19 protein-coding genes are annotated in these 23634 nt (G+C 53.8%); 10 read left to right on the forward strand and 9 right to left on the reverse strand.

Annotated features, from left to right (window positions below; all coding sequences use genetic code 11):
- Positions 1 to 372 precede the first annotated feature (372 nt).
- Complete coding sequence (locus V6D20_21575) at positions 373 to 3198, forward strand: response regulator (GenBank protein ID HEY9818373.1); 2826 nt, start codon at positions 373 to 375, stop codon at positions 3196 to 3198.
- 456 nt (positions 3199 to 3654) lie between these two features.
- Positions 3655 to 4377, forward strand: a complete 723-nt coding sequence (locus V6D20_21580) for a DUF4079 domain-containing protein (GenBank protein ID HEY9818374.1) — start codon at positions 3655 to 3657, stop codon at positions 4375 to 4377.
- Positions 4378 to 4442: 65 nt separating this feature from the next.
- Here V6D20_21580 and pheT read toward each other — a convergent pair whose 3' ends face one another.
- Positions 4443 to 6893: a phenylalanine--tRNA ligase subunit beta gene (gene pheT, locus V6D20_21585; GenBank protein HEY9818375.1), complete on the reverse strand. Its 2451-nt coding sequence runs from the start codon at positions 6891 to 6893 to the stop codon at positions 4443 to 4445.
- A gap of 888 nt (positions 6894 to 7781) precedes the next feature.
- Here pheT and V6D20_21590 point away from each other — a divergent pair.
- The gene (locus V6D20_21590; GenBank protein ID HEY9818376.1) at positions 7782 to 8231 is read left to right on the forward strand and encodes a hypothetical protein; all 450 of its coding nucleotides are present in this window, start codon (positions 7782 to 7784) and stop codon (positions 8229 to 8231) included.
- A gap of 152 nt (positions 8232 to 8383) precedes the next feature.
- On the opposite strand, the gene atpC is transcribed toward V6D20_21590, so the two are convergent.
- From atpC to V6D20_21610, 4 genes are all read right to left on the reverse strand, one after another.
- On the reverse strand, positions 8384 to 8797 hold the full coding sequence (atpC, locus tag V6D20_21595; GenBank protein ID HEY9818377.1) for an ATP synthase F1 subunit epsilon: 414 nt from the start codon (positions 8795 to 8797) through the stop codon (positions 8384 to 8386).
- Positions 8798 to 8878: 81 nt separating this feature from the next.
- Positions 8879 to 10333 (reverse strand): F0F1 ATP synthase subunit beta, encoded by a 1455-nt coding sequence (atpD, locus tag V6D20_21600; GenBank protein HEY9818378.1) that lies wholly within the window; start codon positions 10331 to 10333, stop codon positions 8879 to 8881.
- Between the two features lie 223 nt (positions 10334 to 10556).
- Positions 10557 to 11897 carry a TldD/PmbA family protein gene (locus V6D20_21605; protein HEY9818379.1) on the reverse strand — a complete coding sequence of 447 codons (1341 nt, stop codon included), beginning with the start codon at positions 11895 to 11897 and terminating at the stop codon, positions 10557 to 10559.
- A gap of 3 nt (positions 11898 to 11900) precedes the next feature.
- Positions 11901 to 13373, reverse strand: coding sequence for a TldD/PmbA family protein (locus tag V6D20_21610; protein HEY9818380.1), 1473 nt, complete (start codon positions 13371 to 13373; stop codon positions 11901 to 11903).
- A gap of 277 nt (positions 13374 to 13650) precedes the next feature.
- Here V6D20_21610 and V6D20_21615 point away from each other — a divergent pair, with 277 nt between their 5' ends.
- The 3 genes from V6D20_21615 to V6D20_21625 all read left to right on the forward strand — a co-directional run bounded on the left by V6D20_21615 (position 13651) and on the right by V6D20_21625 (position 16120).
- A complete protein-coding gene (locus tag V6D20_21615) occupies positions 13651 to 13800 on the forward strand; it encodes a hypothetical protein (GenBank protein ID HEY9818381.1) in 150 nt (49 codons plus the stop codon).
- A 351-nt stretch (positions 13801 to 14151) separates the two neighbouring features.
- Entirely contained in the window at positions 14152 to 14961 is an 810-nt protein-coding gene (locus V6D20_21620; GenBank protein HEY9818382.1) for a DNA adenine methylase, read from the forward strand.
- A 253-nt stretch (positions 14962 to 15214) separates the two neighbouring features.
- On the forward strand, positions 15215 to 16120 hold the full coding sequence (locus V6D20_21625; protein HEY9818383.1) for a cation diffusion facilitator family transporter: 906 nt from the start codon (positions 15215 to 15217) through the stop codon (positions 16118 to 16120).
- Between the two features lie 5 nt (positions 16121 to 16125).
- Here V6D20_21625 and V6D20_21630 read toward each other — a convergent pair whose 3' ends face one another.
- Positions 16126 to 17313: an alanine--glyoxylate aminotransferase family protein gene (locus V6D20_21630; GenBank protein ID HEY9818384.1), complete on the reverse strand. Its 1188-nt coding sequence runs from the start codon at positions 17311 to 17313 to the stop codon at positions 16126 to 16128.
- Positions 17314 to 17609: 296 nt separating this feature from the next.
- Between V6D20_21630 and V6D20_21635 the strand changes: the two genes are divergently transcribed.
- Positions 17610 to 18215 carry a glutathione S-transferase N-terminal domain-containing protein gene (locus V6D20_21635; protein ID HEY9818385.1) on the forward strand — a complete coding sequence of 202 codons (606 nt, stop codon included), beginning with the start codon at positions 17610 to 17612 and terminating at the stop codon, positions 18213 to 18215.
- Positions 18216 to 18360: 145 nt separating this feature from the next.
- On the opposite strand, the gene V6D20_21640 is transcribed toward V6D20_21635, so the two are convergent.
- On the reverse strand, positions 18361 to 18648 hold the full coding sequence (locus V6D20_21640; GenBank protein HEY9818386.1) for a 30S ribosomal protein PSRP-3: 288 nt from the start codon (positions 18646 to 18648) through the stop codon (positions 18361 to 18363).
- Between the two features lie 5 nt (positions 18649 to 18653).
- Here V6D20_21640 and V6D20_21645 point away from each other — a divergent pair, with 5 nt between their 5' ends.
- Positions 18654 to 18860, forward strand: coding sequence for a hypothetical protein (locus V6D20_21645; protein HEY9818387.1), 207 nt, complete (start codon positions 18654 to 18656; stop codon positions 18858 to 18860).
- Entirely contained in the window at positions 18857 to 19666 is an 810-nt protein-coding gene (locus tag V6D20_21650; protein ID HEY9818388.1) for a TIGR01548 family HAD-type hydrolase, read from the forward strand. The genes V6D20_21645 and V6D20_21650 overlap by 4 nt, the downstream gene beginning before the upstream one ends.
- On the opposite strand, the gene V6D20_21655 is transcribed toward V6D20_21650, so the two are convergent.
- Positions 19640 to 20278, reverse strand: a complete 639-nt coding sequence (locus V6D20_21655) for a methyltransferase domain-containing protein (GenBank protein HEY9818389.1) — start codon at positions 20276 to 20278, stop codon at positions 19640 to 19642. The two genes, V6D20_21650 and V6D20_21655, sit on opposite strands and share 27 nt — an antisense overlap.
- 813 nt (positions 20279 to 21091) lie before the next feature.
- On the opposite strand from V6D20_21655, the gene V6D20_21660 reads away from it, so the two are divergent.
- Entirely contained in the window at positions 21092 to 22495 is a 1404-nt protein-coding gene (locus V6D20_21660; protein ID HEY9818390.1) for an aldehyde dehydrogenase, read from the forward strand.
- A gap of 59 nt (positions 22496 to 22554) precedes the next feature.
- Here V6D20_21660 and V6D20_21665 read toward each other — a convergent pair.
- The coding region (locus V6D20_21665) for a cytosine deaminase (protein ID HEY9818391.1) at positions 22555 to 23634 on the reverse strand (1080 nt) is incomplete at its 5' end.

Consider the following 23634-nt stretch of genomic DNA (forward strand, 5'->3'; position numbering starts at 1 on the left):
GTAGCCTGTTGGGAAAAGTCTAAGGTGAGGGTAGATGTTACGATTCATACCTAGCTTCAGCGCAGATTGGACAAGCTGCTGATCCAAGTGAGAACTGATGACGCTAAGCGATCGCTCAGGCATACTACCCATCCATAAGTCTTTTTGCTTAGATGATGAGTTACGCTAGACAAAAAAGAAACGTTTAAGACGGTGACTACTAACTATAAGGTTGGCCCCTCGCTTGGCTGCACGTTTTGTCATGTACAGGTGCGCACCATGGTGATGTCTATCGACTGCTGTGGGTTGCATGGGCTTTAGCAACCAGACAGCTTGATATACAATACAGCCCTCATAACTGACCGTACTTTAATATCTTTTTATACCTAACGCATGTCTTACGCCACTGATATTCTGATTGTTGATGACACCCCCGCCGATCTTCATCTGATTACGCACCTACTCAAAGCGGCTGGCTATACTCTTCGCGTGGCCCAAACGGGAGCTACAGCCCTCAAGTCTGTGCAGATGCGATCGCCAGATTTGGTGCTGCTGGATATCAAGATGCCCGATATAGATGGCTACACCATTTGCCAACATATTTGCGCCAAAGCGCCATTAGATCATATTCCCGTGATTTTTATCAGTGCCCTAGAGCAAAGCCTCAACAAGGTGAAAGCCTTTAAGGCAGGCGGTATTGACTATGTCACCAAACCCTACGAGGCAGAAGAACTGCTAGCGCGCATTCAGCTTCACCTCAGCACCCAAAAGCTGAAGCACAGCATCCAGAAGCAAAACCAAGATCTGCGGGCCCAGGAAGAACGATGGCAACTGCTGTTGCAGGGTACCCAAGACAATATTTTTGATTGGACTATTCAAACAGGGGAGATCATTGCCTCTGCCTCAAACCTGCTTGGCTATGATCAGCACGAGCTACCGCAACAGTTTGATACTTGGGTCTCTTTAATTCATCCAGACGATCGCGATCGCACCCTACAGACCCTCAATGCCTACCTCAATCAAGAGCTGCCGAAACATCACCTTGAACTGCGAATGCGCTGTAAAGACGGCAGCTATAAGTGGATTCTGTCGCGCGGGCAAGCTACCTGGGCCGCAGACGGTACGCCGCTGCGCATGGTAGGCATTCACAATGACATTAGCGATCGCAAACAGGCAGAACTCGCCTTAAAAAACCAGCTTCGCAAGACTCTGCTAATCCAACGAATTACCGATCGCATTCGTCAATGCTTAGATGCCGATCAAATTTTTCAAACAACCGTCTCTCAGTTAGGCATCACCTTTCAGGTCAACCGCTGCCTGATCCAGCGCTACACCGAAGAAGTATCTCCTTCTGTCCCTTTTGTCGCGGAGTATCTGTCCGATCCATCCATCAGTTCTGTGCGTGCCATCAAGATTCCTGTCGAAGGCAATCCCCATCTACAGCAGTTGCTCAGCCAGCCTCAGGCGATCGCCAGCGATGATGTTTTAGCCGATCCGTTGCTCAACCAAGCCGCAGATCTTTGCCGTCAAATTAACCTACAGTCGATGCTGGCAGTGGGCACCTTTTACCAAGGCAAAGCCAATGGTGTGATTAGTCTGCACCAGTGCGATCACCTTCGAACCTGGACCTTGGAGGAAATTGATCTAATCGAAGCCGTGGCAGATCAAATGGGAATTGCGATCGCCCAAGTCCACCTGATGGAACAAGAACGCCAACAACGCCAAGCGCTAGAACAAAGCAATCGATCGCTGCAGCTAGCAAAACGAGATGCGGATGATGCCAACCAAGCCAAAAGTCGTTTTCTGGCCAACATGAGCCATGAATTACGCACGCCGCTCAATGCCATTCTGGGTTACGCCCAACTGTTGGTCAACGACGTCACCCTCTCTCTCCAGCATCAAAAATATAGTCAAGTCATTCTCAGCAGCGGTGATTACCTTTTAAAGTTGGTCAATGACATTCTTGACCTAGCCCGCGTGGAATCTGGATGCATCACCCAGGAAGCCAGCCCATGCCACCTGCCATCCCTGCTCGAAGCACTCCACAGCCTTTTCCAGCAAACTGCCAGCAGGAAAGGTCTCAGCTTGACCCTAGAGCTTGATACTGATCTCCCCAACTATATTATTGTAGATAGCCAAAAACTACGGCAGGTGCTGATCAATCTCCTCGCGAACGCGCTGAAATTTACCCAAGAAGGCGGTGTTATTCTGCGGGTGCTGGTGGAGTCGGCGTTGCTCAAAGACGACTCCGCTTCCTTCTCGGAGATGTTCCTTGCCTTTCAGGTGGAAGATACGGGCATTGGCATTGCGCCGGAGGAACAGTCCTATATTTTTCAAGCCTTTGAACAAACTCCGGTCGGGCGGCGGTTATCCAACAGTACGGGACTGGGGCTTTCCATTAGTCAACATTTAGTGGCGGCGCTGGGTGGACATTTACAGGTGCGCAGTGACGTCAATCGCGGCAGTATCTTCTATTTCACCCTGCCGGTGCAGACGATGGAAAACGGTGTGACGCCAGACCATCAGGACACCGCCTGGGGTATGGCGTGCCTCGTGCCCAATCAAGCCGTTCAATGCATTCTCATTGTGGACGACCAAGCCACAAGCCAGCAGCTCCTAGTCGATGCTTTAGCGCCCATGGGCTTTAATATCCTCACGGCAACGACGGGAAAGCAAGCCTTGCTCACCTGGCAAACCCATCAGCCTGACCTCATCTTGATGGATTTTGGATTACCTGATCAAGACGGAGGGCAGGTGGTGCAGCAGATTCGCCGGGCAGAACAGATGCGCCAGCAACCCCAAACTCCGATTTTTATGATGTCTGCCAGTGTGCTAGAGAGCGATCGCTTCAATCTAGCCACCGCCGACTGCCAGGCGTTCCTAGAAAAACCCATTCACCTATCCCATCTTATCCAAAAGATTGCCCAGCACCTGAATCTAGACCTTCAGTCCATCCCCGCAGAAGATTACCGCTCTGTCTCGCTCTCTAAACTGCTCAGCCTGACCTACCAGGATCTACAGGTCATGCCTCGCGATTGGATCCAAGAGCTTTATACCTTGGCCACGCAGTGCAGCAGCGATCGCATTGATGCCCTCATTGGACAAATTCCTGATGACCATATTGCCCTCAGGCAAGCCCTAGCGTACTACAACTACAACATTGATATTGGCACCATTATGAAGTTGGCGCGCCAATGCCTAGATCAACCGACTGACTAAGCGATCGCTGGGATGGGTACCGCTGTAACCCACAAGACTCGTGCAAGACGACGCGTACTCGATCGGTGCGACCAGTGGTAGGGTGCTGTTAGGCATAGCCGTAACGCAGCATCTCTAAGGTGCGTTCAACCAGCATCCTAAAAGTTCGCCACAAACGACGTCAGTCTTGTCCAGGTTTCACAGCCTCTTCTAAGGTTTACCCTCTAGAATGAGCCGTAGCGATTTTTAAGGCTCTCTCAGCCAGATGCCTCTAGACCGAGTCCTATAGAATCTGGATGAACGAGACGTGCGGTTCTATATCTGCCTCGGGATGCGATCGCCATCCATGGGGCGGGAAGGGCACGCAAGGCTGGTCAGGCTAGCGTTGCTTATCATCCAACTTTTATAGCTATGCCGAGTCCATGAGCGCAGGGCAGCCATCAATTAGGTTAATCATCCACTAGGACAGGAAGAACCATGGAAGCGAAGGACTTAACCGCATTAATTCACCCAATGCTTGCAGTGGTGATCGTATTTCCCTTAATTGGCATGGTGGTACGGCTGGCCGTACTCACCCGCCAGCGACGGCTGCAGGTCACCGATCATCAAAAGAGTAAAATTGCACCCACCACCGGCCCCGATCATTTGCAGCTCGGTCGTTGGCTAGCCGCTTGGGTGGTGGCGATCACGCTGATTGCCTTACTCTATTCTATCGTCGTCAAGTCGATCTTACCTAATCAGCTTTGGAGCGCCGATCCCTTTAAGTTTGTTTTTCTTATTCTCTTATTTGTCGCTACGATCGCCTCATTTGCCCTGTTATATATAGCAAAGCCACCCCTCTGGCGCGGCATCTTTGCCACCTTGACCGGGATGGGATTGGTGATCCTAGGCTGCCAAGATGGTGTCTTTCGCCGGGGCTATGAGTGGTACACCTCTCACTACTATTACGGGATTATCGCAGCACTTTTGATGGTGTTTTCCCTGGCGATCGTGGCAGATATCTACAAAGATCGCCAACACCGCTGGCGCAGAGCCCACATGGTCTTGAATAGCATCGCGGTGCTGTTATTTATTGGCCAGGGGTTCACGGGCACCCGAGATCTCTTGGAAATTCCCCTCAGTTGGCAAATGCCTTACATTTACCAGTGCGATTTTGAGAATCTCACCTGTCCACAGCCTAGCGATGGTGAAGGCGGTTGATCCACGGGCGATCGCTCCCTGGTTTTCACCAATCCAGAGCAGCGATCGCCCCGAAGTCTAACTGTCTAACTGCGCGGCTCTACGCCAAACTTCTCCACCAGAGCGTCCCGCACGTTCCGATGGGTGGTTTCCACTTCCTCATCGGTTAAGGTGCGATCGCTGGCCCGATAGACCAAACGGAAGGCCAAACTGCGCTTGCCGTCTGGGACGTTTTGCCCGCGATAGTCATCAAACAAAGCCACCGACTCTAGCAATGCGCCACCGGCTTTTAGCATGACCCGCTCTAGCTCCACCACCGACGTTTGCAGTGACGCATCGAAGGCAATATCGCGATCGGAGGCAGGATACACCGAGTAGGGCTGGAAGATTGGCATCACCAGCTCTTCTCGGTTCATCTCATCAAGAATGGCATCGAGATCTAGCTCAAATCCATAGACCTCGTTGGGCAGCCCCCGCTGTTCACAGATCTGGGGATGGAGTTGTCCAAACGTGCCCAGTCGATTGCCATGGATCCATAGGGAAGCTGTTCGTCCAGGATGCAGCAAGCTATTGCGGCGATCGGGTTGGTATTCCACCGTCAAACCCAAGCGATCGAACAGGCTCTCAAGAACACCTTTAGCGTCATACCAGGTCATGGGCGCTTCCTGTCCACTGGTCGTCCAGCGGTTCTGACGGGCGTCCCCGCCCAGAATGCCGCCCACCCGATCCATTTCATCAAACCCATCTTCGTCGCGCCAAAACACGCGCCCGATCTCAAACCCGTTCAGGGCACCATTCCCCTGCTCTAGGTTGTACTGAAAGGCATCCATCAACCCCGGCAAGAGTTCTGTCCGCAAGGCAGAATATTCAACCAGCAACGGGTTCGCCAAGGCCACCTGATTGCCAGACTCGGCTTTGACCAACGAGTAATGAATCAGTTCTGTGAGCCCCACAGCCTGGCAGGCAGCCTTCAGCTTACGCACCACAGTCTGCTCAAAGGAAAGGTAGCCCGCTTCGCTTTTATCGGGGAGGGTATCGCAAAAGTTGTTGTAGCCGTAGAGGCGGGCCACTTCTTCAATCAGGTCAATTTCGCGCTGCAGGTCGCGATCGCGGTAGGGGGGAATGGAGACCTGCCATTCACCGTCATTTTCCATTGCCTCTAGGTCGCAGCCCAGGGCCGTAAGAATCCGCTCAATATCGGCGGCTTGCAGTTCTCCCACCTCCGAGGCATCGCCGGCTTTATCTCGGGCCACCACAATGGGCCCGAGGATATCGTTCACCCGTTCAAGACGCAGGGTAACGATACGCTGGCTATGATCGGGGCGGTCATCCACCAAAGCCTGGTCACCCACAGTGCCGCCCGCCAGTTCCATGATCAGGTGCAGGGCCCGCTGGGCAGCGATCGCCAACCCGGCTGGATTGACGCCACGCTCATAGCGAGAAGAGGCCTCAGTGCGTAGAGATTGACTGCGGGCAGAGCGACGAATGGTGGCTGGCTCAAACCAGGCTGCTTCCAGCACTAGATTCTGGGTCTGAGCATGGACTTCCGTCTCAGCTCCGCCCATCACCCCCGCCAGGGCCACGGGATGGTCGTTAGCAGTAATCACCAGAGCCTGAGAGGACAGCGATCGCGCTTGCCCATCCAAGGTCGTCAGAGTTTCATCCCCCTGGGCAAAGCGTACGCCAAGCTGCACCTCTGGGCTACCGGTCACGGTCTGCAAGCGATCGGCATCAAAAGCATGGAGCGGTTGCCCCCACTCCAGCAAGACATAGTTGGTGATATCCACCACGTTGTTGATCGGACGGGTGCCCGCCGCCTGCAGCCGCTGCTGTAGCCACTTGGGCGACGGAGCAATCTGCACGCCTTGAATCCGGGTGCCTTGGTAGATAGGACAGGCCTCCCGTTCCGTTATGGCTAGCGTGATGGACGTGCCTACCGTCGTGTTCACCAACGGCACCTCCGGCAAATGCAGCGCCGCACCGGTAATCGCCGCCACTTCCCGCGCAATGCCCACCATACTCAACGCATCGGCACGGTTGGCGGTGGAGGTGAGGTCTAGCACCACATCATCAAGGCCTAGGTAGGGCCGGACATCTTGACCGGGCTTCAGACTATCGCCGGTGAAGACGTGAATACCGTCCGACTCTTTTTCTAAACCCAGTTCACTCAAGGAGCAGATCATGCCCTCCGACGGCACGCCCCGCAGCTTCCGAGGACGAATTTTCAGGTCTACCTTAGGCAAATAGCTGCCCACCGTCGCGACGGGTACGAACAGGTTAGCCTGCACATTGGCCGCACCACAGACAATCGTCGAGGGCTGATCGGTACCAATGTCCACCTGGCAGACGCTGAGCTTATCGGCATCAGGGTGGGGGTCTCGCTGGAGAACACGCCCAATGACCACCCCATCAGCCCAGGTGCGTCGGTCTTCGATGTCTTCAACTTCGAAGCCAGCCATTGTTAGCACATCGGCTAATTCTTCGGGAGATAGAGTGATGTCAACTAGTTCGTTCAACCAGTTCAAGGAGATACGCATGGCTGTGCTTTAGATGTGATCGGATGGATGTGGACGTTGGTGGGTTGACCGGTGCAGAACTTGAGTCCCGCGTCTTTCAGTCTTAGGGCATGGGAGCCAACCCGTATGGACTAGACTCCGAGGCTCATCGTCTCTGCCCTGAGCCCTAGGCTAGAACCCCGCAGGTTGCGCTGGAATCCCGCAGGTGACGACCAGCGCTGCACGACCCATTAGGGATATCGCTCAACTCACGCTGCTGGTCTGCAGGACAAACCTTCCCTAGCGTATTCTACCGTTGAACCGCCGTCTGCCGCGCTGCTGACTGGAGAGCTGCAGCAAACTCGATCAATCGCCACGGCCATCCATTACGACCGCCATCCATCACAACTACCATCCATCACAACCTCGACTGACCGTCATGGAGACCTGTACCCCTCCAAGCCTGGGCTTTGGCAGCTCCGTATATTTACGGAGACTTTACATAGTCTTTAAACCCTTAATCAGGAATTGGAATGTATTTTTTGTATCACTTTAAAGACAGGCGGGAACACTCAGCCTAGTCTAGGTAGTCAATACGATCAGGGGATACTAGCCCTACCATTCAAGATGGTACAACTTGTACATCGAGGTAGGGGTCGCGATCGCTCAGTTACGAAAATCACTCTACCCATACGGAATAGCTGCCCCCCTGCTATCCTAAAACACCGGTGACGCTGTGCTACTAAATCCAGGATGTTGCAGGCGATCGCAGACTAGACAGACCAAGAGCATCTCCTCTAGACCATGGAGGACAGGTGGGATGACTATCAGGAGGCCAACCCGTATGGGTTGAGCTAGATCCTGGCTCTCAGGCAAAGCTTGTTCTCAGGCGAATCATTATCTTCAATTGTTTCACGAGGTCAAACCGTTATGAACATTTTTCAACGCTCGGCTGTTGTGTTAACCGCCTGCGCGATGACCACTGGTGCAATGGCAACGGTCGTGCAGCCAGCTCGGGCAGACTACCAATCCTTTAGCCTTGCCCCTGGTTTCACACCCGATCCTCAAGTTGGTACCGGTCTCTCTGGTGGCTCCCATCGGACGACAGACTGTGGTTTTACCGATTTACCCTCTGCCCCCGACCACGTTTTGACGGTGACGCGTCCATTTAGCTTCCTCCGCGCATCGGTGGAAGCTCCCGGAGATGTGACGCTGTTGATTGATGGCCCAGATGGCCGCTACTGTTCTGATGACGTGAATGGTTTGATGCCAGAAATTTCCGGCTCTTGGCCCGCTGGCACCTACTATATCTGGATTGGTGACTTTGTCGGCAACCCGGCAGGAGCCTACCGCTATCAGCTCTTCCTGAGCGAATTCTAGAGGTTGAGGCAGCGATCGCAGGAGCGCATCCACACCACTACTCCGGCCCGCTACCCTAACAAAGCAACGAGGAGGACACCATGACGGCTCCTCCTCGTTTTGTCTATGCAGCATCTGCTTATGTAGCCCTAAGGCACTGCTAGAACTGACCGCTAGGGTGCAGCACCAGTGGCAGCTTGGAGCCTAGCCCGCGCCCGCTTCAGCGCTTGCTTAGCTTGGATTTTTTCTTGACGGTTGTCGCTGCTCTCGACTTGCTTAGCCTTGGTTTCAGCCTCATCATAGGTGCTACGAGCTTCTTCGGGATCAATGGAGTCACCGCGCTCCGCACCATTGACCAAGATGGTCACTTCATTGCTTTCCACTTCAGCAAAGCCGCCCATGAGGGCGATCGCCACCCAGCTTTTCTCAGACCGGACGCGCATGACGCCCGTATCCAGCGCTGTCAGCAAGGGTGCGTGTCCACCCAAAATTCCCAGTTGCCCTGTCGTACTGGGAAGGATGACCTCTTCCGCATCCGAGTCCCAGACCGTTTTATCAGGAGCAATGACTCGAACAGTTAATGCCATGATGTTTTGTCACACTAAAATAGTACATATGAATAGGGGCTGAGGGTTGCGCAAGCCCATCCCTCAGCCCAGCAGAGAATCTTAGCCCTGAGCCTTCATCTTTTCAGCCTTGGCGATCGCTTCGTTGATATCGCCGACTAGGTAGAACGCTTGCTCAGGCAGGTCATCCAATTCACCAGCCAGAATCATGTTGAAGCCCTTGATGGTGTCTTCCAACTTGACGTACTTACCAGGAGAGCCGGTGAAGACTTCTGCCACGAAGAAGGGCTGGGATAGGAAGCGCTCAATCTTCCGCGCCCGCGCCACGATCAGGCGATCTTCTTCCGACAATTCATCCAAACCAAGAATGGCAATGATGTCTTGCAGCTCTTTGTAGCGCTGCAGGGTAGACTGCACGTTCCGAGCGGTTTGGTAGTGCTCTTCACCCACGATGGAGGGCTGCAGCATGGTGGAGGCAGAATCTAGAGGATCCACAGCAGGATAAATGCCCTTGGAGGCTAGACCCCGAGAAAGCACCGTGGTTCCATCCAAGTGGGCGAAGGTGGTGGCAGGAGCAGGGTCAGTCAAGTCATCCGCTGGTACGTAGACCGCTTGGATCGAGGTGATCGAACCTTCGGTGGTGGAGGTGATGCGCTCTTGCAGGTCACCCACGTCGGTACCCAGGGTGGGCTGGTATCCCACAGCAGACGGCATCCGACCCAGTAGTGCGGACACTTCGGAACCGGCTTGCACAAACCGGAAGATGTTGTCCACAAACAGCAATACGTCTTGCTTGTTGGTGTCGCGGAAGTATTCAGCCATGGTCAAGGCCGATAGACCCACCCGCATCCGGGCTCCGGGGGGCTCGTTCATTTGACCGTAGACCAGGGCAATTTTCGATTCGTTGAGGTTATCGGGGTTGATCACCTTGGACTCGATCATTTCGTTGTACAGGTCATTGCCTTCGCGGGTGCGTTCGCCCACACCTGCAAACACCGATACGCCACCGTGTTGGGTAGCGATGTTGTTGATCAATTCCATCATGATCACGGTCTTGCCCACACCTGCACCGCCAAACAGGCCAATCTTGCCGCCGCGACGGTAGGGGGTGAGTAGGTCAATCACCTTGATGCCGGTTTCAAACACGGAGGGGGTGGTTTCCAAGTCGGTTAACTTGGGAGCCTCGCGGTGGATAGGGGAGGTTTGCTCGTTACCAACGGGGCCCTTGCGGTCTACGGGTTCGCCGAGGACGTTAAAGATGCGTCCGAGGGTCGCCGTTCCCACTGGCACACTGATGGGCGCACCGGTATCTACCACTTCCATGCCGCGGATCAGTCCGTCGGTTGAACTCATGGCAACCGAGCGCACTTGGCTATCGCCCAGAAGCTGTTGAACTTCGCAAGTTACGGAAACCTCTTGCCCGGCAGTGTTCGTGCCCTTGATGGTAAGAGCGTTATAAATTCTAGGAAGTTCACCGCTGTTGAATTTGATGTCTACAACGGGGCCAATAACTTGGGTAACGTAACCGACGTTTGTCTTTTCTGCTGTGGTGACCATGTTTACGCCTATCGTGTGTCAGCTATGTCTGGATTCTTTTTTAAAGACGGTCTTGTCGTGTGGCGATTTATCCTGAACGATCGCGATCGCCATCATTTTTGCCACTTCCCAGATTATCACTGAGTGTAACAACAGATAAAGCTCTCTCGATGGGGTTTCGACAGATTCCACGAGTTCCTAGGGCGAAATGGGCCGGATTGAGCCGGCCCTAGGGAGCGATCGCCTATTCGCCAGTGACCGATAATCCATCGACCCAGATGCGCGGACAAACGCCACCGGGCAGCACCTCTGGCTCCGATTCTACGTAAATGATCGACTTGAGCAAATCGAGAAAATCGCCGGCGATGGTCGCAGAATCAACACTGATGCGATCGCCCTTGGTCACCAACCAACCATCGAAGGGCAGGGAGAAAGATCCTTGCAGCGCATTGACCCCGGCATGGAGCGCCGAGACATCGTCAATCCAAATCACCTGCTCGGCTTCATCCAGACTGTAGGTGGTGTCAGCCGGTTTGCCGGGCATCACGTGGTAGAAATGGGGGCTGACGGTGACCTTCGCGCCGATATTGGCATGGCCCGTGGGCGCAACGCCAAAGCGCTTGGCCGTACCTGCACTGTGCAAGAAGCCGGTGAGCACGCCCTCGGTGATGATCGGCACCCGGCGGGTGGGCGTGCCCTCGCCGTCAAAGGTTTCGATGGCCACGTTGTCGGGATGCAGGGCGTCATCGTAGACCGACAGCAGCGGCGAAGCGATCTCGGTGCCCAAGGACTCCGCCGTAGATAGACTTTGGTGATCCAAAATGCTCTGGGCGTTGTAGAGGTTGGAGAACGCGCCCAGCAGGCTGAGGAAGGCTTCTCCAGAGAACACCACCCGATATTTACCCGACTTCACCTTGGCGTAGTTGAGGTGGCTGATGGTTTTCTCCGCAGCTTCGCTCAAACAGCCTTGGATATCTAGACCATCCACGCTGGGGCCCATGCGATAGGCACCGGCACTGCGGGGCTTCTTGCCCTCCTGTTCGGTTTTGCTGTAGAGATACAGCGAGGCGTAGGAACGGGCGTCCACCCGCTGGGCTCCGTCGCTATTCAGGTAGAACTTGTCGATATCGCGCTGGGCCAGACCGTTGTAGGGAACACCAGCGATCGCTGGATGGGCTTGCAAGAGCTGATGTTCTGCATCCACCAAGGTTTTGATCAGCTCGGCCACCGCCGCCTGGGGAGCTTTGCTGGTGGGCATCTCGGGAATAGGCTTCGTTGCCTCTGGGCTAAAGTCGGCCACGTGGTCGGTCGCGCCAAACTGGCTGGCTTCCTGAGCTGTCTTCAGCGCCAGCTCCAGCCCCTTCGGATCCACATCGGTGGTGGAGGTGACGCCCATGCGGTTGTCGTCATTCCACACCCGCACAATCACACTAGAGCGCTGGGACGCCTTCACCTGCTTCGGTTCACCCTGATCGACCTGGACGCTGTTTTCATCCACCGAGGAACCAAACACGTCGTACTTAGTAATGTTCAACTGACGAGCGATCGCTTCTGCCGATGCAGCAATGTCTTGAATCTGAGTCATGGTTTAGCGACCTCCCACCGTAATTGAATCAACTTTGATGTGGGGTTGTCCCACGGTGACATAGATGCTGCCACTAATCGAACCGCAGAAGCCCGCAGCTAGCCCCAGATCCTTGGAGCACATGGAGATTTTGTTCATGATCTCCTTGGCTTCACCAATCAGAGTTGCGCCCTTCAGCGGCTTGGTAATTTTGCCGTTTTCAATCAAATAGGCTTCCGATACACCGAAGTTAAATTCTCCGGTGGGGCCAACGCTGCCGCCGCCCATTTGCTTACAGTAAATACCCTTCTCCACCGAGGCAAACAGATCCTCCACGGAGTAGTCGCCCGGTGCAATATAGGTATTGCGCATCCGGCTAGCAGCGGCATAGGTGTAGTTTTGGCGACGACCGCTGCCGGTGCGGGGATGCCCGGTGCGCAGGCTGCCAGCTCGGTCAGACAGGAAGTTCTTGAGAATGCCATTTTCGATCAGCAGGGTGCGTTGGGCAGGCATCCCTTCATCGTCCATATCAATAGTGCCGAAGGCTTGGTCAGTCAAACCTTCATCCCAGGCCGTGAGGTTTTCATGGGCAATTTTTTCGCCCTTCTTCTCCGCAAAAGGAGTGGTTTTCCGCTCAATTTGGGTGGTTTCCAACAGGTGCCCACAGGCTTCATGGAAAATCACGCCGCCAAACTGGTTGGCCATGATGATCGGATAGGTACCCGATTCCACATAGTCGGCATAGAGCATTTGCCCAGCCGATTCTGAGACGCCCGCCGCATCGATGCTATAGTCCCACGTGCGCAGGAAGGCCGGATCGCCACTGCTGCCCACCCGCTTGCTAATGGAGGCGCGATCGCTGCCATCGGCACAGAGCAGGCTATAGCCCACGGATTGATTGAGGCGAATATCCCGAGCAAAGACGCCATCGCTAGCCGCCACCAACACCTCTTGCCAATCCCGGAAATAGACCGCCCGGCGCGATTGGACATGCTTGGCTGTGGTTTGTAACGTAGCGTTGGCCGCCAGGAGCACATCACTCATCTCCCGCATGGAACTACAGTCGGTCAACCAAGACTCTTTCTGCCGCGCCGTGGCGTAGTCCCGCAGCAGTTCTAGGTTAATCGCCGGCACGAAGGAATTGGGGGCAGGCATGTTCAGCCCGAGAATCGACAACCCCTTTTCCAACGCCGTCTTCAACCCAGCAAAGGACAGGTCATTAGTGCTGACGTAGCAATCGGCCTTGCCGCGAAACACCCGCACGCCAGCGCCTGTAGACAGGCTGGGCGATAGGCTAGTGATGGCGTCATCTTCGGCCATGCAGCTAATGTAGTTGACGCGCTCTAGGAAAAATTCAACGAAGTCGGCCCCGGCAGCACGCCCTAGACCAAGCAGGGTGGAGAGGGGTGCCCGCCATGTTTCATCAAAGCGATCGCGAGGGGCGGAGTAGTCTAAGCTGGGCAGTTCCTTAGAGAGCAGAAGGGGGGTAGGTGGCATATAATGCGTCCTTAGTACTAACCGGATGACGGTGCATAGGGGTGAAAACCACAGCACATGGGCCTGTCAATCGCCAATCTGTTAAGCCCATACACCGTAGATCATCACAATCTGTTGGAAAACTTCAAAGTTCTCTCAGTCTAACAAACTTGCTTGGGTGCCTGGGCAGGGGGGCGATCCGTACCATTAGGGCGATCGCTGACGATGGCCAATACACACAACCCACAGCAGATCCAAGTGCCTGGCACTACCCAAGAACGATCAAAGCCTGATGCCTATGGCTCAGGAGGCTCATCAGCCAATCTTCCACCTCAAACCCGCCGATGGAGCGATCGCCTCTCACAGTGCAGCAGTTCAGAATGTTCATTGGAACTTCAAGCAACTTGCTGAACGTAGTGCTAGGTCTGTTGACTTACATCTACCGTGAAGCAAAAATATTGAACCAGCCTGAACGTATCATTCACTCAACACCTCAATGGAAAACATATTATTTTTGAACTTATCCTAAGGTACTCAAGAGTTAATAATCGCGAACTGAGGAGTCGTTAAAATCTCTCAAGCAAAGACGTTCAGAAATCTGTTGCCAGGGGACAGGTTAGAAAAACTCTAAGCAAACATCCCTTTTAATCTATAGGATGCGGGAGCGATCGCTTAAGGCATCAAGGCTTTATACAACGGTGCGTTACGGCTACGCCTAACAGCACGCTACAAAACGATTGATTGAGACTCCTTAGAAATTGATAGTCGATCCCACTCAAGTCAAGGTTATTGATCAACGATGCCTCACGATAAAAGTCCTTTGCGTTACCCAGGTGGCAAGTCCAAGGCTATCAGCAAGATAGTTCCACATATACCCTTAATGATTCATGAGTATAGAGAGCCTTTTATCGGTGGTGGATCGGTATTTTTAGCGGTTAAACAAGCATTCGGCGATCGCATCCAGTCTTATTGGATTAACGATCTCAACGTTGATCTCTATTACTTCTGGACATATGTGCAGAAAGATATTCATGTTCTTGCTGACGAAGTAGAAAGGATCAAGAACAATACCTCCAATGGTCGGGAACTCTTTAAAACGTTGACTCAGACCAACCAAGATTTAACTGAGTTTGAACGAGCAGTACGCTTCTTTGTCCTCAATCGCATCACGTTTTCTGGAACAGTAGATTCTGGAGGATATTCCCAACATGCATTTGAACATCGTTTCACCGATTCATCGATTGATCGTTTAAGAAAACTGGGTGCTCACTTGTCATCAACGTTAGTCACCAATGGCGACTATGAAACGTTGATCCGTCAGGATGGTGAAGGAGTTTTTATTTTTCTAGACCCACCCTACTTAAGTGCCACCAAGTCTAAGCTTTACGGCGTGAAGGGAAACTTGCACCTCGATTTTGACCATGAGCGCTTCGCCAAAATCATGCGGGAATGTCCCCATCAATGGCTGATTACCTATGATGATTCTCCCAAGATTCGGGAGCTTTTTAGTTTCGCAACGATTGTTGAATGGACGCTGCAATATGGCATGAATAACTATAAGCAAACGTCTGCCGCAGAAGGGCAGGAACTGATGATCAAAAACTATTAAGTAGAAGAACATAACGCTTGGTAAGCATTTCGACTGCGCTCAATGCTCCAATCCTGACAAGAAGAGGGTTGAGCGGAGTCGAAACCCGGTCACGTAGCTTCATTGAATTGAGTCCATCTGCTTAGTGGCTTTGGAGCGATCGCTAGCGCCTATCAGGACAGCGTGGGTAGCCCTTGTCCATGCCGAAAACCGTCAACCTTGTGTCCCAACACTCCTACAATGAAGGGCAACTAGTTCTGATTGGTGACCCTATATGGCTATTTCCTATCGGGCTGAAGTGCAGCGCGTTCTTGTCATTACCCTTGTGCTTAATATCTTGGTCGCGGTGCTAAAAGCCATCATTGGCAGCCTCACCGGTTCCCTCAGCCTCATCGCCGATGCCCTCCACAGCACGACTGATGGCGTGAATAACATCCTCGGCTTGGTCACCAATCACCTCTCCTCCCCCGAACCCGATCGCGACCATCCCTATGGCCATCAAAAGTTTGAAGCACTGGGTGCCTTGGGCATTGCGGCTTTCTTGGGCATTGCCTGTTATGAAATTATTCAAGGGGCGATCGCTCGCCTGTTGAACGCTACTGATCCAGTCCAGGTTTCAGGTCTAGATCTATGGGTTTTGCTGGGGGTGCTGGGTATTAACATCGGTGTGGCAGTCTATGAACGGCGAGTGGGTCATCGCATCGGCAGCACGATTTTGATCGCTGACGCTTACCACACCATGAGTGATGTATGGATTACCATCAGCGTCTTGGCGGGGCTCCTGGGAATTTGGATCTGGGATATTCAATGGCTAGACTTGGTGTTGGTCTTTCCCGTTGTGATTTTGGTAGCCCAAAGCTGTTGGTCGGTGCTGAAAACCAATTTGCCTTGGCTGGTGGATGAGGTGGCGATCGCCCCTGAAGCCATTCAAGCGGCGGCGCTAGAAGTTCCAGGGGTGCTCAACTGCCACAACATTGCCTCACGGGGCATGATGGGACGCCAGATTTTCATGGAAATGCACCTAGTGGTCGAGGCGGCAGACGTTAAAACTGCCCACGACATTACCGAGCAGGTCGAGGATCATCTCAATCAGAAATATGGGCCAGCTCGCATCAACATTCACATTGAGCCGCCCTCCTATCAATCGGATCAGGTGGACTACAAGCCAGAACCTCACTAGGGACATTACAGCCGAGGCGACGTCCAACCCAGATCAGACAGCACCTGCTCCAAGGCCGTTAGCAGCAGCAGCACATTTTCGGGGCGGCTATTGAAACCCATCAACCCCACACGCCACACCTGGCCAGCCAAGTCACCGAGCCCGCCGCCAATTTCGATGTTGTAGTCCTGCAATAGCCGCCGGGTGACGGCTTTGCCATCAATCCCCTCAGGAATGCAGACGGTGGTCAAGGTGGGTAGACGGTAGTCGCGGGCCACGTGACAGGCTAGTCCCATGGCTTCCAAGCCTTCCCACAGCAGCTCGGCATTCGTTTGGTGGCGGGCCCAGCGGGCATCAAGACCTTCATCGGCGATCAACCGCAGGGACTCATGCAACGCGTAGGTCATGTTAATGGGGGCGGTGTGGTGGTAGGTGCGATCGCTTCCCCAGTATTTGGCCAGCAAGGATGCATCCAGATACCAGTTAGCCACCTTGGTATGGCGAGCCTGCAGCTTTTCTTCGGCCCGCGGCCCAAGGGTGAAGGGCGAAATGCCGGGCGGGCAGCTCAACCCTTTCTGGCTACAGCTATAGGCTAGATCTACGCCCCATTCATCTAAAAAGAGCGGCACGCCGCCTAGGCTCGTCACCGTATCGACCAACAGCAGGCAATCATACTCGCGGCATAGTTCTCCCACGCCTTCTAGAGGTTGACGCGCGCCGGTGGAAGTTTCGGCATGGACGAGGGCTAGCACCGAGGGACGATGGGTTTCCAGGGCATCCCGCAGGGTTTCTAGGCTAAAGACCTTGCCCCAGTCTTGATGGAGCGATCGCACATCTGCGCCATAGCGACCGGCCATGTCCACCATGCGGTGACCAAAATAGCCCATGACGCCAATCACGACGACATCACCCGGTTCAATCACATTGGCAAAGGTGGCTTCCATAGCAGCACTGCCGGTGCCGCTGATCGGATAGGTGAGGCGATTATGAGTCTGCCAGGCATAGCGCAGCAGCGTTTGGGTCTCGTCCATCAGGGCCAAAAAGCTGGGGTCTAAATGCCCCACCTGCCGCAGTGCCAAGGACTGGAGTACAAGAGGGTGGGCGTTAGACGGGCCGGGGCCCAGCAACAGCCGGGGGGGCATATTGACTTGAGACACCTGAACGCGGTGTTGATCATCAACCAAGGAAAGGGCAGAAGAGACCGTTGCCGTCATGAACCGTGATCCTTAAAGTGCAGTAGAGCGGTGAAGATGCAAGGCGAGCTATTGTTTATCATCATTTTCATCCAAAGGGCGATCGCCCTGCTCCATTCTCCCATAGGGATCTGGTTCGCGGCCAGATGCAACGATCCACAGAGGGCGATCGCCCTGATGGGGTAAGAACCTTGAGCCATGCAAAAAAATATGAAACCAGGCCGGTAGAATGGGCTATGGTTTGGGTTCATGGGTCTATGGTCACCTAACTGGCAGCCCTAAGCCCGAGCGCCCTCTATCCACCAGCCCTAACACCTATGATTGACCTTTATACCTTCGCTACCCCCAATGGCCGCAAAGTCTCGGTCATGCTGGAGGAAGTTGGCTTGCCCTACACCGTCCACTCCGTCCATATCGGGGAAGGGGAACAGTTCAGACCCGAGTTCATCAAGCTCAATCCTAATAGCAAGATTCCGGTGATTACGGATCAAGAAACGGGGCTAACGGTGTTTGAATCCGGCGCAATTTTGATTTACCTGGCTGAAAAAACCGCCAAGTTTTTACCCACCGATGCCCGCCAGCGCTACTCGGTGCTGCAATGGCTGATGTTTCAAATGGGCAGTGTAGGGCCCATGTTTGGGCAATTGAACCATTTCCGCCGCACGGCTCCCGAGAAACTTCCCTACGCCATCAACCGCTACGAACAGGAAACCATCCGGCTCTACGGCGTTCTGGATACCCAACTCCAGGATCGGGAGTACCTGAGCGGCGACTATTCCATTGCCGACATGGCCATCTACCCCTGGGTGGCCGCCTACGACTACATGGGCATGACCTTGGAGCACCATAGCCACCTCAGCCGTTGGGTGGAAACCATGAACAACCGTCCAGCAGTGCGACGGGGCATGGCAGTACCTAGCTAACCTATATCTAGAGATGGTCTGGACGATCCCGTCTAGATACCACAAAAGCCCCGCAGGGCGAGGCTTGTTGTGAAGCGATGATTTTGGTGAACCGGCTACTGAGCCACTGACGGAAGCCCAGCCACCTTGTTAACCTCGCCCTGACTCAGGCGCTCCCCGTGAACGCCACATCCGGAAACTTAGACTGGGCTTCGGACATCGGACGACGACGTCCTTCCTCTTGCCAGTAGTTGATGAGTTCCGTGGCACGGTTGAGCAATTCAATCCGATCCGTTTCAGAAATCCAATGCTTGGCTTCTAGCTCAGTTTTGAGCTGTTCCCACGCATCATTGCGGGGCCAGAAAAAGTAGGAGGTGAGCGGGCTGGTTCCCTTCCCTACAATTTGGTCAACGGCGATCGCCACGTTCTCATCCAGCCAGAGAACCTTTAACATAAACTTTGCCAATACAGCCTCCATCACAAACCTATCTGCACGACGTTGAAAACTCTACAATCCTCTATATTAGAGTATGTTTTCCCCAAATAGGGGCGATCGCTCCCTGTTCGGGCAGATTTATCCTGCGAGGTAGGTCAAGTGGCCTGGAAAACCTCGATGAGCGATCGCCCAATGCCAGTCCCACCCAGCATCAGGAGAGTTTAGAATGACCCCAGCCCCCATTCAAGCGATCGCCATCTTTGATATTGATGGGGTCTTGCGGGATGTGGGTGGATCCTACCGCCGCGCCCTTGCGGATACGGTGGAACACTACACCCAAGGGCACTATCGCCCTTCGCAAGCAGACATAGATGATCTCAAAGCCGAGGGCTGCTGGAATAATGATTGGGAAGGATCCCAGGAGCTGGTCTGCCGATATTTTGAAGCCCAGGGACAGGAGCGATCGCAGCTTGGCTTGGTCTATGAAGACCTAGTGGACTTCTTCCAGCGCCGCTATCGAGGCCCCGATCCCACGGATCCCGATCAATGGACGGGCTATATCTGCCAAGAACCGCTGTTGGTCGATGCAGACTACTTTGCCCAGTTGACCGACGCGGGCATTGCCTGGGGCTTTTTCAGCGGCGCTACGCGGGGCTCGGCACAGTATGTCTTAGAGCGGCGCATTGGTCTAGTCGATCCGATCTTAGTTGCCATGGAAGATGCACCGGGCAAACCCGATCCCACCGGCTTGTTTCAGGTCGTGGCGCAGCTTGAACAGAGGGCAACGCTACCGGCCCATCTGCCGGTGATCTATGCTGGGGATACGGTGGCCGATCTGCAAACCATTCACCAGGCCCGCCAGCAGAATGATCAACATTCCTGGTACGCCCTAGGCATTTTGCCCCCCCATGTGCAAACCGACGCTCACTACCAATCCGACTACGTCAACCTGCTGACCCAGCATGGAGCAGAAAAGGTACTGCCCAGCGTGCGCGATTTACAAGGCGACTTAGTCCATCGTCTGATTCAAGCGTGACGAGGCGATCGCTCCCTTCCTTGGAAACTGGGCTAGGTATTCTTCCCCCTGACGCTGGAGCACCGATCGCGCTACGGGTTTCAGACTAGATACATCAAAATGCTCTGAAAAAAGCGCTTGGATATCTGCCACGCGGGAGCCAAAGGGTGGGCCACCAGGGCGATTATGGGCCCAAAATAGACCAATAAACTGCCCGGTGGGTTTCAGAAGCTGCTGCGCCACTTGGACATAGGCAGGGCGTTGCTCAGGGGCGATCGCGCAGAAGCAGGTATGTTCCAGAACGTAGTCAAAACTATGATGCCAGTCGTCGGGTAGCTCAAAAATATTGTGCTGCTCAAACTGAGCGCTGAGCTGCTGTTCTTGAGCCAAGGCACGGGCCTGCTCCACGGCGGAGGGAGCAAAGTCAACGCCGACGACCTCAAAGCCATGGGATGCAAACCACAGGGCGTCATGGCCGCGTCCAGCTCCTAAAACCATCATCCGTCCAGGCTGGGGTTGACGATCGGTGAGCCAATCGACAAAGGCGAGGGCGGGCTGACCAAGATCCCAACGGGCAGTGTTTTCCTGATAGCGGTTTTCCCAAAAGTCAGGACTGAGAAATGAGGTACTCAAGCGATCGCCTCCATGGCTCAACATCTCTTCTTAGTATTGAGTCAAGGCTCTAGTTATGTCACCTCTCGTAGGTTATGAATGGCTATCTCCTCTCAAGAAAATATTGGCTTTGATGATAAGTTACTAGGGTAAGACGCCCATAGTGGAGTGTTGCAACGACACCATGCCTCAGTCGTTATATGGATAAGAATCAAGAACGATTCTATCCCGTGTATCCAGCCACAGATCACCTCCCGCAGAGAGTAGCGGCTGGTTGACAGACGACTCTTGATGGGGACTTGCCGCCGCGCCGATGCAGGTAAAACTGCCAGGTCGGTGACAATGAACTACCCCGCCGCAAGCGGACGGGGTATCAGATTCAAGATTGACGGCGTAGCCGTGATTTCATCCCCTAACGTTAACGTGTTGTCCGTTCATCAGGGCTTGGGCAGTATCGGCAAAGCAGTCTTGTCCTACATAGACTCATCGGCAATTAGTTGATCGACATCCAAATAGATGTAGTAGCTATAAGATCGATTGGTTTCAGGCTAAGAATTGATTGCTTCCCCTACTTTCAATTAAGTCTAATGACCAAAACGCTCTCCTACTGCCGCGATCGCCCCTCATACCATCGAGATGACGGTTGAAACGCGCGATCGCTCCCCTGTTTTCACTCGCCCAAAATCTATACGACATTAATTAACTCAGGCGGGGATGAGGCACATAGACGAGAACCTTGAGGGCGATCGCTCTCTGGAGGACATGGGCCGGCACGATATCCTAGGTAACGATGGAGAACAAGGCTTTATGTCGCGCTGCTAAGGAGAACAATGCATGGTACAAGATGCGATCGAAACCCAATCTATGAGCACAATCCAAAAAGTGCTGCATCGCCAACGGGAATTTTTTCAGACGGGTCAGACGAAAGATATCGGGTTTCGGCTACGACAACTGAAGACATTGCGGCAGGCTGTGGTAGATCATCAGGCACTGATTATTCAGGCGCTGGCTGCCGATCTACGCAAGCCTGAGTTTGAAGCTTATGCCACAGAAGTGGGTGTGGTCAGCGAAATCGATCACGCCATCAAACATCTCAAAACGTGGGCGAAGCCAACGCGAGTCTCCGTCCCCTTGACGCTGTTTCCCTCCTCTGCACAGGTTATTCCTGAACCCCTGGGCGTTGTGCTGATCATCTCCCCGTGGAATTATCCCTTTCAACTGATGATCTCACCGCTGGTGGGAGCGATCGCAGCAGGAAATTGTGCGATCCTCAAGCCCTCCGAAGTGGCTCCCCAAACCTCCCAGGCGATCGCTGATCTCATGCAGAAAACCTTCGATCCTAGCTACATAACGGTGGTGGAAGGAGGTGTGGAAACAAGTCAGGCGTTACTTCAGGAACGATACGATCATATCTTCTTTACTGGCGGCACCGAGGTGGGTCGCATTGTCATGGCTGCCGCTGCTCCCCATTTAACGCCGGTTACCCTAGAACTCGGCGGCAAAAGTCCTTGCATTGTGGACACCGACATTCACCTAGACCACGCCGCTCGGCGGATTGTTTGGGGGAAATTTCTCAATGCGGGACAAACCTGTATCGCGCCAGATTATGTACTGGTGAACCGCAAGGTGAAAGCTGCGTTGATGCCGGCTTTGGTTGAAACAGTCCGGACTTTTTACGGATCAGATCCGGCGGTGAGTCCTGATTATCCACGTCTGATCAGCGATCGCCATTTTGATCGAGTCAGCCGTCTGCTAGGTGCTGGGACGACGGTGATAGGCGGACAAACGGATCGTAGCGATCGCTATATTGCCCCCACGATTTTGGATGATGTCTCGCCCCATGATCCGATCATGCAAGATGAAATTTTTGGGCCAATTCTCCCCGTGCTTACCTATGATGAGTTAGAAGAAGCGATCGCTTTTGTTAACGAACGTCCTAAGCCCCTAGCACTCTATATCTTTTCCCGAGATACCCAGGTGCAAAATCGAATACTCTCGGCAACGTCGTCTGGCACGGTCTGTATCAATGATACGGTGATGCAAGTAACGGCGTCTAACTTACCCTTTGGGGGTGTGGGAGAGAGCGGCATGGGCAGCTACCACGGCAAGGCTAGCTTTGACACCTTTTCCCATCGGAAGAGTGTCTTGTCATCCTCGTTCTGGCTGGATATTAAAGGGCGCTATGCTCCCTATGCAGGTAAGCTAGATTTCTTGAAGAAGATCATTATGGGCGGTTGATCCAACCTAAACGTTGACGGTTGGGCGATCGCTCTTTATCACATCCCCTGTTAAACCGTTCAATAGGGCACCAGATGATCCAGTTCTCGATAGTCGGGCAAGGTGGTGGCGATCGCTTTTCCTTGGCGGAGCACTCGGCGATCGCTCTGGGGTCGGGAGAACAATTCGCTAAAGTTACGGGCTGAGAAGAGAATAAGATCGGCTGCTCGCCCCACACCAATCTCGCCAGCCGCAATCCCCATGATCTGCGCTGGGGTGCGGGTGATGGCGCGGGGCCAGGTGCCAATAGGGCGATCGAGTTGGGCGATACGCACCGATTGGGTCAGGGCCTCTAGGCCATCATGGTTGCCGTAGCCAAAGAAGGCATCGCGGCTGTTATCATTGGCGATCGCGACGGGAATTCCTTGGGCCCGTAACTCGTGGAGCAGGGTCACGCCTCGCCAACGCGGCATTCGCTGGGGCTGACGATCCTGTAAAAACAGATTGCACATTGGCAGGCTGACGATATTGATGCCCGCTTCTTTCACAAGGTGCATCGTTTTGCTGGCTTCATCTTCAGACTGAACGGATAAATTGCAGCAATGCCCGCAGAGAATTGGATAGGGAAACTCGTGGCGCAGGGCGGCGATCGCCACCTGACGCAGGGTGATGGAGGTGGGATCGTTGGTTTCATCGGTATGGAAATCAAGGGGCATCTGTCGTTCTTTGGCGAGGGCAAAGACTCGATCGAGCTGGTCATCCAGATCAGCGTTCATAATCGGCACACCGCCAATCATGCCGCCCACCTCTGCCATAGCATCGGCAAGCTGTTCTCCCCGAGGGGTCGTGTAGTCGTCGAGGGTCACTAGCGCTACGGCCTCTAGGGTAACGCGATCGCTCCAATCTGCTTTTAACTGTCGAAAAGCGGATAAGCTAGCGGCAATGGTGTTCTCAAAAATGTCTAGATGGGTACGAATGGCGACGGTGCCTTGGGCATAGGCGCACCGTACTCCAAAGTCCATTCGCTGATAGAGATCGGCTTCTGTCCAATGGCGCTTATCTGCTTCAATATGGGTTAAGGCACCCATGAACGTCCCGTCAGGATTGGGGGTGCGTGTCCAGGTATGGGATTTATCCAAATGAGTATGAATATCCACAAA

It is taken from the genome of Candidatus Obscuribacterales bacterium (assembly GCA_036703605.1).
In the GTDB taxonomy this organism is placed as follows: domain Bacteria; phylum Cyanobacteriota; class Cyanobacteriia; order RECH01; family RECH01; genus RECH01.